Annotated in this window: 14 protein-coding genes and 1 pseudogene; 10 read left to right on the top strand and 5 right to left on the bottom strand. The window is 64.2% G+C overall.

Annotation, left to right across the window (positions count from 1 at the left end):
• Window positions 1-21: 21 nt before the first annotated feature.
• The gene (locus GRZ55_RS07230) at window positions 22-510 is read left to right on the top strand and encodes a hypothetical protein (protein ID WP_169286231.1); all 489 of its coding nucleotides are present in this window, start codon (window positions 22-24) and stop codon (window positions 508-510) included.
• A gap of 37 nt (window positions 511-547) precedes the next feature.
• Here the strand turns inward: GRZ55_RS07230 and GRZ55_RS07225 are convergent, their stop codons facing one another.
• Window positions 548-1,471 (bottom strand): DUF4189 domain-containing protein, encoded by a 924-nt coding sequence (locus GRZ55_RS07225; RefSeq protein ID WP_169286230.1) that lies wholly within the window; start codon window positions 1,469-1,471, stop codon window positions 548-550.
• A 179-nt stretch (window positions 1,472-1,650) separates the two neighbouring features.
• On the opposite strand from GRZ55_RS07225, the gene GRZ55_RS07220 reads away from it, so the two are divergent.
• The 9 genes and pseudogenes from GRZ55_RS07220 (at window position 1,651) to GRZ55_RS07185 (ending at window position 8,082) form a co-directional block, all read left to right on the top strand.
• Window positions 1,651-2,814, top strand: coding sequence for an isovaleryl-CoA dehydrogenase (locus GRZ55_RS07220; protein WP_169286229.1), 1,164 nt, complete (start codon window positions 1,651-1,653; stop codon window positions 2,812-2,814).
• 73 nt (window positions 2,815-2,887) lie between these two features.
• The gene (locus GRZ55_RS07215; RefSeq protein ID WP_169286228.1) at window positions 2,888-3,211 is read left to right on the top strand and encodes an AbrB/MazE/SpoVT family DNA-binding domain-containing protein; all 324 of its coding nucleotides are present in this window, start codon (window positions 2,888-2,890) and stop codon (window positions 3,209-3,211) included.
• A complete protein-coding gene (locus GRZ55_RS07210) occupies window positions 3,211-3,591 on the top strand; it encodes a type II toxin-antitoxin system VapC family toxin (RefSeq protein ID WP_169286227.1) in 381 nt (126 codons plus the stop codon). The genes GRZ55_RS07215 and GRZ55_RS07210 overlap by 1 nt, the downstream gene beginning before the upstream one ends.
• A 1-nt stretch (window position 3,592) precedes the next feature.
• Window positions 3,593-3,994, top strand: a complete 402-nt coding sequence (locus tag GRZ55_RS07205; protein WP_169286226.1) for a DUF1622 domain-containing protein — start codon at window positions 3,593-3,595, stop codon at window positions 3,992-3,994.
• 14 nt (window positions 3,995-4,008) lie between these two features.
• Complete coding sequence (locus GRZ55_RS07200; protein ID WP_169286225.1) at window positions 4,009-5,616, top strand: carboxyl transferase domain-containing protein; 1,608 nt, start codon at window positions 4,009-4,011, stop codon at window positions 5,614-5,616.
• Window positions 5,617-5,650: 34 nt separating this feature from the next.
• Complete coding sequence (locus tag GRZ55_RS07195) at window positions 5,651-6,322, top strand: spermidine synthase (protein ID WP_169286224.1); 672 nt, start codon at window positions 5,651-5,653, stop codon at window positions 6,320-6,322.
• A 120-nt stretch (window positions 6,323-6,442) separates the two neighbouring features.
• Window positions 6,443-6,679 carry a hypothetical protein gene (locus tag GRZ55_RS23220; RefSeq protein WP_210257253.1) on the top strand — a complete coding sequence of 79 codons (237 nt, stop codon included), beginning with the start codon at window positions 6,443-6,445 and terminating at the stop codon, window positions 6,677-6,679.
• The gene (locus GRZ55_RS07190; protein ID WP_169286223.1) at window positions 6,660-7,121 is read left to right on the top strand and encodes a DUF2019 domain-containing protein; all 462 of its coding nucleotides are present in this window, start codon (window positions 6,660-6,662) and stop codon (window positions 7,119-7,121) included. The genes GRZ55_RS23220 and GRZ55_RS07190 overlap by 20 nt, the downstream gene beginning before the upstream one ends.
• Before the next feature lie 65 nt (window positions 7,122-7,186).
• Window positions 7,187-8,082 (top strand): annotated as a pseudogene (locus GRZ55_RS07185) (HNH endonuclease).
• Between the two features lie 15 nt (window positions 8,083-8,097).
• Here the strand turns inward: GRZ55_RS07185 and GRZ55_RS07180 are convergent.
• The 4 genes from GRZ55_RS07180 to GRZ55_RS07165 all read right to left on the bottom strand — a co-directional run bounded on the left by GRZ55_RS07180 (window position 8,098) and on the right by GRZ55_RS07165 (window position 11,723).
• Window positions 8,098-8,508: a thioredoxin family protein gene (locus GRZ55_RS07180; protein ID WP_210257252.1), complete on the bottom strand. Its 411-nt coding sequence runs from the start codon at window positions 8,506-8,508 to the stop codon at window positions 8,098-8,100.
• A gap of 14 nt (window positions 8,509-8,522) precedes the next feature.
• The gene (locus GRZ55_RS07175) at window positions 8,523-9,236 is read right to left on the bottom strand and encodes a cytochrome c biogenesis CcdA family protein (protein ID WP_169286222.1); all 714 of its coding nucleotides are present in this window, start codon (window positions 9,234-9,236) and stop codon (window positions 8,523-8,525) included.
• Between the two features lie 158 nt (window positions 9,237-9,394).
• A complete protein-coding gene (locus GRZ55_RS07170) occupies window positions 9,395-9,982 on the bottom strand; it encodes a DUF922 domain-containing Zn-dependent protease (RefSeq protein WP_169286221.1) in 588 nt (195 codons plus the stop codon).
• A 64-nt stretch (window positions 9,983-10,046) separates the two neighbouring features.
• Window positions 10,047-11,723: a pilus assembly protein gene (locus tag GRZ55_RS07165; protein ID WP_169286220.1), complete on the bottom strand. Its 1,677-nt coding sequence runs from the start codon at window positions 11,721-11,723 to the stop codon at window positions 10,047-10,049.
• Window positions 11,724-11,862 lie beyond the last annotated feature (139 nt).

The raw sequence follows: 11,862 nt of genomic DNA, 5'->3' as shown, positions 1-11,862 counted from the left end.
CGCGTTGATTGGAGAGCGAGGTTGACCCGGGATTTTTCCCTCCGTTTCGAATCGACACTTCACGCCTCGCGCGAGCAGGTCTGGAAGTGGATTACGTCGGTAGACGGCATTCTGGCCGAGATGCGGCCCTATCTCCGCATGACCACGCCCAAAGGGCTGCGCTCGCTTGCCGACATCCGGGTCATTCCAGGCGAGCCGATGTTCCGCAGCCGGATTTTTCTCTTCGGCTTCATTCCCTTCGGCCATTCCGACATGACGCTCATGGAGTTCGAACCCGGTCGAGGTTTCGTCGAACAATCGCCCATGGGCTCCATGGAGCTGTGGCGGCACGAGCGGCGGATCGAGCCAGATCCCAACAATCCTGAGGCGGTCGTGCTGATCGATCAACTGACGTTCCGGCCCCGCTTTGCGCGGCCGATCGTGGGATGGTTCATCAGACGGATCTTCGAGCATCGGCACGGGGTTCTTCGTGCCGCACTGGGCGGTACGACCGGCGCCAGATCCCGGTAAAAGGAAACGTGACGGCGGAAGCCTTGGGCTCGGGCACCTACTTGCAAAAGCTGTACGCCAGTTCGCAGGTGCCCCCGATCGACGCCGAATCGCACCGTCCCAACGCCTCATACTCGACGCTGTCCAACCGTTCGCCTGCCGCGATGCCATAATAGTAGGCTTCGCCTTCGATGAAATGCGCCAGTGCGTGGCACTGGGCCTGGGTGGTGTCGACCACTGTACAATCGGGGTTGCCGCAATATTGCTCGGCGAAGAGCGATGCCTGCACTTCAGTCGAGGCCGCGCCATGGCCGACGCCGCCCCGGCTGTCGACGGCAAACGCCATCCAGGCGTCCGGACCGCCGGGCCCGGCATCGGTTGCCAACGTGGCGCATTGAGCAAACAAGCCGGGGAGCTGCTCACCCTCCGAACACAATATCCCGCCCCACTGAAAGCCGCGCTGCCCGCCGACGCTCACCTCGAACCATTCGTAGCCGTCGAACAGCACCCCGGCATAGGCCTCGATGGCGAGCGGGGTTCCCTCCGGCAGTCCATCCAACCGGTCATATTGGGTGCCTGGCCCGGCGCGCAGATTGCCGCCCAGCGATTGGCCGGCACGGCCGACCTGGCCCGCCCCCATGCCCGTTCCCAGCGCAGCCCGGACCGGAACGCAGTCGATGCGCTCGCCCTCAATTTCCAGAAAGGCCTCGTCCCCCTTGCCCCGGAACTCCGCAAAGTCACGCGCGAAGCGGTAGCCGGACCCGGCCGGCTCGGCGCGCAGCGCAAACTCCAGTTGTTCGCCGGCACGGGCGCCGAAGAACTCCGCATCGACGAAGACCCAATCGGGATTCCCGTCCTCGTAACCGACACGATAGGTGACGCCGTCGCCCTCGCATTCGAATGGAGTCGCGCTTTGCGCCTGTGCCGCGCCGACACCGGCCATCGCCAGCACTGCAACCACCCCGAAAGCCCCTGCCCGCATGCTACCACCTCCCAGATCGTGGATCGCTCAAAAGCGTAGCGCCTGCCCTTGCGTCACACAAGCAGGGATTGCATTTCCGCGCCGGCCACCCCCGACGTCGCGCGGATTTGCATTGTGCAATTGCGCCCGATCTGGCTGAAGATGACGGTCCGTAGAGCCATGATCGCAGGGAGAGAGAGATGTACGACAAGGCCATGAATTTCGGATTGGGCGAGGAAGTCGATGCGCTGCGCGAGACCGTTCGCCGCTTCGCGGCCGACGAGATCGCGCCGCTCGCCGCCGAAATCGACTCGTCCAACGAATTCCCCGCGCACCTATGGAAGAAGATGGGCGATCTCGGCCTGCTCGGCGTCACGGCAGATTCCGATTTCGGCGGCACGGGCATGAGCTATCTCGCCCATGTCGTGGCCATGGAAGAGATTTCGCGTGCCTCCGCCTCGATCGGTCTCTCCTACGGCGCCCATTCCAATCTCTGCGTCAACCAGATCAATCGCTGGGGCACGGGCGAGCAGAAGGAGAAATTCCTGCCATCGCTCTGCACGGGCGATCATGTCGGCGCGCTCGCCATGTCGGAATCGGGCTCCGGGTCCGATGTCGTCTCCATGCGGCTTCGGGCGGAGAAGAAGAACGACCGCTTCGTGCTCAACGGCACCAAGATGTGGATCACCAACGGCCCGGATGCCGACACGCTCGTCGTTTATGCCAAGACCGATCCCGAGCGCGCCTCGCGCGGTATCACCGCCTTCCTGATCGAGAAAGAAATGGCCGGCTTTTCGGTCGCCCAGAAACTCGACAAGCTCGGCATGCGCGGCTCCAACACGGGCGAGCTCGTATTCGAGGATGTCGAGGTCCCCTTCGACAATGTCCTGGGCGAGGAAGGGCGCGGCGTGGAGGTGCTGATGTCGGGCCTCGACTATGAGCGCGTGGTGCTGTCGGGCGGCCCGCTCGGCATCATGGCGGCCTGCCTGGATGTCGTCGTGCCCTATGTCCATGAGCGCAAGCAGTTCGGCCAGGCGATCGGCGAGTTCCAGCTGGTGCAGGGCAAGCTGGCGGATCTCTACGTCACGCTCGCCGCCTGCCGGGCCTATGTCTATGCGGTCGCCGCCTCCTGCGATCGGGGCGAGACGACGCGCAAGGATTCAGCCGGCTGCATCCTTTATTCGGCCGAAAAGGCCACCCAGGCCGCGCTTGACGCGATCCAGCTCCTGGGCGGCAATGGCTACATCAACGAATACCCGACCGGCCGCCTGCTCCGCGACGCCAAGCTCTACGAGATCGGCGCCGGCACTAGCGAGATAAGGCGCTGGCTGATCGGACGGGAAATGATGGGGGAAAGTGCGTGATCTGCCATCCTTTGCTTCGTTTGCCATTTCGCGACCGACATGGCATTGTCGGGGATAGCTAAAGGAGGCACTCATGCCTGCCCAAAGAGGTTTCGCCGACGACCAACAACCCTATGACCGCCAGACGGACGAGCTGCGGTCGGTTCCCCATGCGCGGCTCAAGATCGACAAGGCCGGCCGCGTGGTGATTCCGGCCGAAATGCGCGCGGCGATGGGGGTGGCCGTCGGAGACGTTCTGGTTGCGCGGGTCGTCGACGGAGAGTTCAGACTGATTTCCCGGGAAGCCGGCGTCCGGCGGGCACAGCGGCTCGTCAGGCAGCACGTGCCCGAAGGCACGAGACTGGTCGACGAACTCCTCGCCGAGCGGAGGGCTGATGCCAGAAACGAGAACGGATAATGCGGGCGGTGCTCGATGCCTCGGCCATTTTGGCCCTTCTCAACGGTGAGGCCGGTGGAGAGGTGGTGCAGTCGCATCTATCCGAGGCCTTGGTGAGCGTTGCCAACGTCGTGGAGGTCGGCAGCAAGCTGATGGATGGCGGCATGACACATGAAGCAGCCTGGGAAGCGATGGAACTGCTCGATGTGGACATGATCGATATCGATGTCAGCCTGGCCAGTCTGGCAATGGCACTGCGCCGGGACACCCGCCACAAGGGGCTTTCGCTTGCCGACAGACTTTGCCTCGCCACCGCCATTCGCGCAGGCGGCACCGCATTGACCGCCGACCGCGCCTGGGCTTCCCTGGACCTGCCCTGCCCGATCAAGGTGATACGCTGAGATGGACTTCAGTTCCTTCGACCGCCCGTTCTCCATGCCCTTCCCGTTTCTGGAAGGCGCGCTGCACTACGTCACCGGCGCAATCGACGTGCTGGCGGTCGTCATCCTCATCATCGGCGCGGTCCGCTTCACCTACTGGCTCGTGCGCTCGGAGTTCTTTTCGAAGGATGGCGACACACGGCTTGAGCGCCAGAACCTGGCCCGCCTGGAGCTCGGCCGCTACATTCTGGCGGCACTCGAAGTGCTGATCGTGGCGGACGTCATCCGTACCGCCCTCACCATGCAGATCCAGGGCCTGATCTTCCTGGCCGGGCTGGTGGTCATCCGCTCCGCCATCTCCTGGTTCCTTGACCGCGAGATCGAGGCGCTGGAAAAGAACCGCAAGCACGACGCGCCCGAATGAAGGTCTGATCCATCATGCCCCCGCTCTCCACCTCGATCTCCTCCGCCTCCGACACCTTCCAGGCGAATGCCGATCGGATGCGGGCCCTCGTCGCCGACATCGCCGACAAGGCCGGGACCGTCGAGGCGGGCGGACCGGAGGAAGCACGCCAGCGCCATGTCGAGCGCGGCAAGTTGCTCCCCCGCCAGCGCCTGGCCCAGCTGCTCGACACCGGCGCGCCCTTCCTGGAGATAGGCCAGTTCGCGGCATGGGACATGTATTCGAAGGACATCGCCTCGGCCGGCCTCATCGCCGGCATCGGCCGCGTGGAGGGCCGGGAAGTGATGGTCGTTGTCAACGACGCCACCGTGAAGGGCGGCACCTATTATCCGCTCACCGTGAAGAAGCATCTGCGCGCGCAGGAGATCGCGCTGCAGAACAGGCTGCCCTGCATCTATCTGGTCGATTCCGGCGGCGCCAACCTGCCCAACCAGGACGAGGTCTTTCCCGACCGCGATCATTTCGGCCGCATCTTCTTCAACCAGGCCAACATGTCGGCCCAGGGCATCCCGCAGATCGCCTGCGTGATGGGCTCGTGCACGGCGGGCGGCGCCTATGTTCCCGCCATGGCCGATGAATCCATCATGGTGCGCAACCAGGCCACCATCTTCCTCGGCGGCCCGCCACTCGTGAAGGCGGCCACCGGCGAGATCGTCACGGCGGAGGAACTCGGCGGTGCCGATGTTCACACGCGGGAATCGGGCGTGGCCGACCACTACGCGCAGGACGACGCCCATGCGCTGGCCATCACGCGCCGGATCGTCAGAAACCTGAATCGGAAGAAGGAAATAGGCCTCGATCTTCGTGAACCGATTCCGCCACTTCACGACAGCCAAGAGATCCACGGCCTGATCCCGGCCGACACCCGCACGCCATATGATGTGCGCGAGGTGATCGCCCGCGTCGTCGACGGCTCCGAGTTCGACGAGTTCAAGGCCAATTACGGCACCACGCTCGTCACCGGCTTTGCCCATATCCACGGCATGCCGGTGGGCATCATCGCCAATAATGGCGTGCTGTTTTCGGAAAGCGCGCTGAAGGGCGCCCACTTCATCGAGCTGTGCTGTCAGCGCAAGATCCCGCTGGTCTTCCTGCAGAACATCACCGGCTTCATGGTGGGCAGGAAATACGAGGCCGGCGGCATCGCGCGCGACGGTGCCAAGCTGGTCACCGCGGTGGCCACCGCCGCCGTCCCGAAAGTCACCATCATCATCGGCGGCTCGTTCGGGGCCGGCAATTACGGCATGTGCGGCCGGGCCTATTCACCCCGCTTCCTGTGGATGTGGCCCAATGCGCGCATTTCGGTGATGGGCGGCGAGCAGGCGGCGACCGTCTTGTCCATCGTCAAGCGCGACGGCATCGAGCGGCGCGGCGGCGAATGGACCGACGATGAGGAAGCCGCCTTCAAGAAGCCGATCCTCGAAAAATTCGAACATGAGGGCCAGCCGCTCTATTCCTCCGCGCGCCTCTGGGACGACGGCATCATCGACCCGGCCAAGACCCGCGAGGTGCTGGCCCTGTCGCTGTCTGCCGCGCTGAACGCGGAAATCGAGGACACGAAGTTCGGCGTGTTCAGGATGTGAGGGTCGCGCCCCTGCCCTCTTTGGAGCCCCACCCATGATCCCCTGGGAGACGCTCGACACCGCGACCATCCCAGGTGGCGCCGAGACGCTGCGGCTGAAACGCCGCGGCACGGAATTCTCGATCATGCTGGGCACGAACGAGCTGATGAACAGCCGCCTCAGCGGCTCGGAGGAAGCGCTGGCGCGCCTCACCATCGAGCGGCTGAAAGCCCCGGCCCCGCGCATTCTGATCGGCGGGCTCGGCCTCGGCTTTACGCTGCGTGCCGCCCTGCCCCTCCTGCCGCCCGCAGCCAGGGTCACGGTGGTCGAACTGGTGTCGGCGGTGGTCAGATGGGCGCGCGGGCCGCTCGCAGCGCTACATGGCGACAGCCTCGACGACAGGCGCGTGACGATTTTGGAGGAGGATGTCGGCCAGACCATCCGGGCATCAAAAGCCGAGTGGGATGCCATCCTGCTCGACGTCGACAACGGCCCCGAGGGCCTCAGCCGCGCCGGCAATGACGCGCTCTACAGCACCGCTGGCCTCGCCGCCGCCCGCGCGGCTCTTGCGCCCGGCGGTGTGCTGTCGGTCTGGTCGGCCGGCCCGGACGCCAAATTCACCCGCCGCCTGCGCGCGAGCGGGCTGGAGGTCGAGGAAATCGCGGTGCGCGCCGGCACTACGAAGCGCGGCGCGCGGCATGTGGTTTGGGTGGGGCGGAAGGGGTAGGCCACGACGCTGCCAGGAATCCTGGCTGATCCTACGCGTCGCTGCTTCAAAGTTGTCTTCGGGTGGAAAGGCTGAATTGTCTCCCCACCAGTTCGGTTGCCTGCGGAGAGCGGGAGCAAGTTGGTTCGTTACATCTTCTCCCCCGAGCAAATCCACAGCACGGACAATCTCATCAGCCTCCCTGCGGAAGTGCACAGGAGTATCAGCGACAAAATGAGCTCGAAGACCGAGAGATTTCAGGGCATGGTGAGGCGCTTCGGGGTTGAGCGCTTGAGTTTCGGCGAACAATACAACGAGGGCTTGGATCTCATCGTGGAGACGCTGACGGAGTTTGGATATGACCCAAGCCATTTCTAATCTTCCGGTGGAAGCGCTCGTCGAAGGATTTGCGAAGCATCAGGGACTGCAGCAAAGCGCAATTCGCGGGCAAGACATCCCCGCCGCCAACAGGCATTTCACGAGAATGAAGACCCATGCCGATGCGCTCGCTCGCACGTTGCCCGGGCGGAATGCCCTGGAAAGGCTGCTGAACAGCCCGTCACCCTTCATCCGCCTACGGGCGGCGCACAGGGTTCTGACCTGGGCGCCCGATAGGGCAATTCCAGTGCTTGGACGCCTTCTGGTCGAGCCGTTCGAGCCCCCTCTGTCGCCGCAAGAGCGGATCGAGCTGAAGCTCGGTGCGAAGGAAACCCTTTTTGAGCATTTCGACATCCGCGACTTCGACCAGAACAAGCTGATCGATCCACTGCGGGCCTTCGGCGTCGACCTGCCCTACCGCGATTACAGCGCCTGGCAATGAGGGGGTGCCGGAGGATCCGAACAAATCCGCAAGACCTTTAGACAGCGCGCAGCTATGAATTCTGCATGACCTTCGCCGTCTTCATCCATCGCTCCGACTCGATCTATGACGACGATCCAGCCGAGCGCTACCAGTTCCCGCCGCAATATCTGAGCCGGGTGCAGGCCTGCGTTGGCGACTGGATCGTCTATCTGGAGCCAAGCAAGGTGGCAACACGCGCGGCTACTTCGCCGTAGCGCGGGTGCAGGAGGTCATTGCCGACCCCAAGGCGCCGGGCATGTATCTGGCCCTGATCGAGGACGGCACCTATCTCGATTTCGCCAATCATGTCCCCTTCCGCGGTCCGGATGGCTTGATGGAGCTAGGCGTCCTCAATGAAGAGGGCCGAATTTCGGGCCGGGCGCAGTCAGCGGTCCGGCAGCTCTCGCCAGCCGATTTCCACCGCATCGTAGAGGCGGGGCTTGGCGAACTCGACGATCTTCTGCCGCGCATCGGCGAAACCGCTCCCTACGAATTCGCCGAAGAACAGGCGCCGTTCCAGTTCGAGCAGGAGCGCGAACGCATCATCCAGCTGACATCGCGGCCGGTGCGCGACCGTGTCTTTCGCCGCATCGTGCTGTCGGCCTATGACGAGCGCTGCGCCGTGACCGGGCTCAAGCTGATCAATGGTGGTGGCCGTGCCGAGGTCGAAGCGGCCCATATCCGCCCGGTGGAGCACAACGGCCCCGACACCGTACGCAACGGCATCGCCCTTTCGGGCACCGTCCACTGGATGTTCGATCGCGGGCTGATCTCTTTGTCCGACGATCTCGACATCATGGTGTCGCGGCAGGTCAACGACCCCGACCGCCTCAACGGCCTGATCAACCCGACCCGCCGCGCTCTGGCACCTGAGCGCGCTGCCCTGCGCCCCCACCCGCATTTCCTCGCCTGGCACAGGGAGAATTGCTTCACGCAGTGAGGCCGGCGGGTGCGCTCACCTCGCCGCGAGTGCTGCGTCGAGCAGCGCCTTGATATCGGCCTCTCTTGTGCCTGCAACGATGCGGCCGATCTCCGTCCGGCCCTTCATTGCCACCAGGGTCGAGCGGCGCGGTATCGCAAGCTGGCGTGCGAGATCGCCCTGCGCATGCTGGTCCCAATCCACGGTGATGAAGCTGATGGCTCTGTCGTATTCGGGGTTCTCGGCGCGCAGCCGATCCAGCACGCGAACCTGCGCCGCGCATGTCGTGCACCAGCTTGCCCAGAAATCCAGGAGCACCAATTCGCCGGCGTCCATCTGCCGCTCCGCGGTGCCGGGCGTGTAGAAATTCTTGTCGGCAGCCAGGGCGCTACCGGAAAGCAGAGCGAAAACGGAAGCGGCGGCCAGAATGGTCCTGCGGTTGATCATCGTTGAGTTTCCTTTCACAGCGCTACGGACAGGTCGACCAGCCAGGCGGGCAAAACCTCGATCAGCCAGGCGTCGACGATGTGGTTGAGGCGGAAATAGAGCGCCAGCCCGACGCTCACGAAGACGATGCCGAGCAGCGGTTTGGCTCGCGCGGAAAAGGCGGCAAGCCGGCCGGTGTTGCGGCGCATCCAGCCATGGGCGGCATAGGCGCCGAGAACGATCAGCGTGGAGACACCGAGCGCGAAGGCGCTCATGATGGCGGTTGCATGGCCAAGCCGCTCGCCGGTGCTGGCGAGCGCGATTGCTGCACCAAGGGTCGGGCCGATACAGGGGCTCCAGACTGCGCCGAGCAGAACACCACCCGCCAGATGGCCGCCAAGGCCCCGATTTGCGGTCTGGTTCATGCCCGCGTCGGCACGGCTGGCAAGCCCGGCAGTCGCGAAGGCGAAGGAGCGGCCGAAAGCGGGCACCAGCATCACCAGCCCGAAAGCCACCATCGCGATGGCGGCGATCTCGGTGATGCGCTCCGGCGTGATCCCAAGTGCCGGTCCAATCGCCGCCACGCCGGTGCCAAGCGCAACCAGGCTGAGGCTCATCCCCGCTGCCAGGGCCAGAGGCGCGCGACGATCCCCGTCGAGGCTCGTTGCCAGCACGATGGGCAGCACCGGCAGGACGCAGGGGTTTATCAGCGTCAGCAGACCGGCAAGATAGGCAAGGATCATATCCATGAGCGCGAGCGTTCCCCGAGATCGCACACCGCAAGTCGAAGGCGCGCAAGAGCATCTACGGGTCTATTCGCGACCGGGATTGCATTCGTTACACAGCTGACGAACAGGTGAATGATCAGGTGGCCCGGATCACGAACCCGTGGCCGTCAGGCAAGCCCTTACCCGTTCACCAGCGCCAGCACCAGCTGGTGCACATTGCCGCCTTCGCTCAGTTCCACCCGGTCGAATTCGCGATTGCGGGCGTGGCGTTCCTCGGAAATCCCCACCAGCTTGCGCTGCAGTTCGGCGCGGACCTTCTGGCAGCCGGGGTCGTTTTCGGCGCGCAGTCCCACCGAGACCGCCTCGATCTGGCGCGTCATGTCGAGGATGATCTCGCCATGCACGCGCTCGTGCTTTTCCACGCCGGCGATGAAGACGTCCCAGAGCCGTTGCGTATGGGGCGGCAGCGGTCCGGCCGGGCGCGGCAGGCGGTAGGTGATGGTGAGCGAGGGCCGCGCGGAGGCCAGCACGCAGGAGCCGTCGGATTGCTGCCGATAGTCGCGCGACCACAGCAGGTCGAAATCGGTATAGGCGATCGCCCGGCCGATCCCCACGGAAGGCCCGTTTTCGCCGATCGAACGGTAGAGATCGATGCCGGTCGCGCCGGTGACGGCATAATGCTCGATGCGCTCGACCGGGCGCCAGTCGGCCGAGGCCGGGGGAACCAGCGCCATCAAGGCGAAAAACAGCAGGAGGATGGTCTTCATACAGAATGCGGGCCGGTTCGATGCGGCCCGCACGATAGTGGCAAGAGGCCCTGCCTTCAATCGATCAGTTGGTCAGGCGCAGCCGCGACATCTGGCGACCGATATTGGCGAAAGCGCTTTCGAGAGCGGCCGTGTTGTTGGTCATGTAGAAATTTTCCGGCCGCGTGGCGCAGGTGCGAAACAGCGTCTGCACGGAGGCAGCCGTTTCGTTGTAGACGACCGTGAATATCTCGATGCCCTGCTTTTTCATTTCCGAGCACATGTCGCCCGTCCAGCCATTCAGGATACCCTCGGCCGTTCCCTGGTTGTTGGTGCCGCCGATGAACCCGTTGGCAAGAAAGCCGTAGGCGCCATAGTCGGAACGGTTGATCGTGCCGCTGGACCCGAAGGAGACGTTGCGGCCGTCCGTCATGAGCACCATGAATTTCTGACGTTCGGCAGGATCGAAGGCTCCCGCCTGCGTATAGGGGGCGGTGGGAGACAGCACCCGCCAGCCCCAGGCCAGGCCCTCGGCGATGTTGGTGCCCGAACCGTTCCAGTAGTTCATGGCGTTGATGCCGCTGCGGATCTTGGAGAAATCCGTGGTCAGCGGCACGATCGGCGTCGGGCAGGCCCGGTTCGGCCCGATGGTCAGCGGTCCGTTGTCGTTGATGCTTATCGACGCCGGGGCAATGTATTTCAGCGTCGCGCGCTGACGTTCGGCCTCCGTGCCCGCAACGCGGTCCTCGATCCATGAATTATTGTAGGAACCGGAATTGTTGCCGCCCTGATTCATGCGCGCGCCTGGCTCGTCGGGCGCGAAATACGGCACGAACAGCGTGTCCGGCCTGGTCGGGTGCGGTGGTTCGAGCGTGAAGTTGTAGGGGTAGGGCCGCGCTTCCACGCAACCCTTCCACGGGGTCTTCGATTGCTCGAAAAGATACATGTGGTGCGGATAGTTGTCGGCCAGGCACCGCTCGCGCTTGGCGATGGCTTCGGCCGACACGCCGTTGTTGTTGCAGGCCTGTCCCCCGCCATAGCCGGTGCCGGTGTCGTTGCTGCCGAACCCCTCGGGCAGCCTGTCCAGCCGCTCGCCATTTCGGCGTCGGTTGCGCAGGTTGGCGTCGAGGAAGTTCCAGCCATTATAGAGTGACCGACCCGTCATATCGATCCAGGCGGGGTCGTAGCCCTCGCCCAGAATGTTGACCGCCGTGACGAAAGGCACCAGGCTGATGCGCACATCCTGGTCCGGCGCACGCCCGGTCTCGACCGCATCTACCAGCGCATGCGAGGCCTTCTTCAGCGCGTTGATGCCTGCCTGCCCCATCGAGCCGGTATTGTCGAGCACCACCGCGATCTCCATGCTCTTGGTCGAGCGGAAGGTCGAGGCCACGACGGATACCTGCTGGACCCCCAGATGATGCAGGAAGAACAGATCGACATTGGCGGTCACCCTGCCGTCGACGCGCAGGTGGTTTATGCCCGCCTCGATCTCCACGTCCGACGATGCGATCGTCACGCCTTTGCCGCCCGCATTGGCGTGCAGATATTGGGTGAAGAGGTTCCTGCGCTGGGTTTGCGTCGCGCCCTCGCGCGAAGCCACCAGCACGCCCACATCGGCCGCGTTCTGGAGCTGCGCCTTGACGTTCATAAGGTTGGCGGTGTCCACCGCCATGCCGACGGCGCCGAGCATGACCGGAAGAACACCGGCAAACATCATCGCGAAATTGCCGCTGGTGGAGCGAAGAAATGACCTGAGCATTGAGATGTTCCCGTGCGTGATCCTTCGATCATGCCATGCCCTGAATGGTTGTTCTGTTAATCAATCGGCGGAAAAATCGCCTCCCGCGGCAAGCCTTCGTTAGCCATTCGTGGTCAGCCCGCGCCGCGCGCTTGTGCCG

Source organism: Chelativorans sp. ZYF759 (assembly GCF_012911015.1).
GTDB lineage: Bacteria > Pseudomonadota > Alphaproteobacteria > Rhizobiales > Rhizobiaceae > ZYF759.
This window is presented reverse-complemented; position numbering and strand designations above follow the sequence as displayed.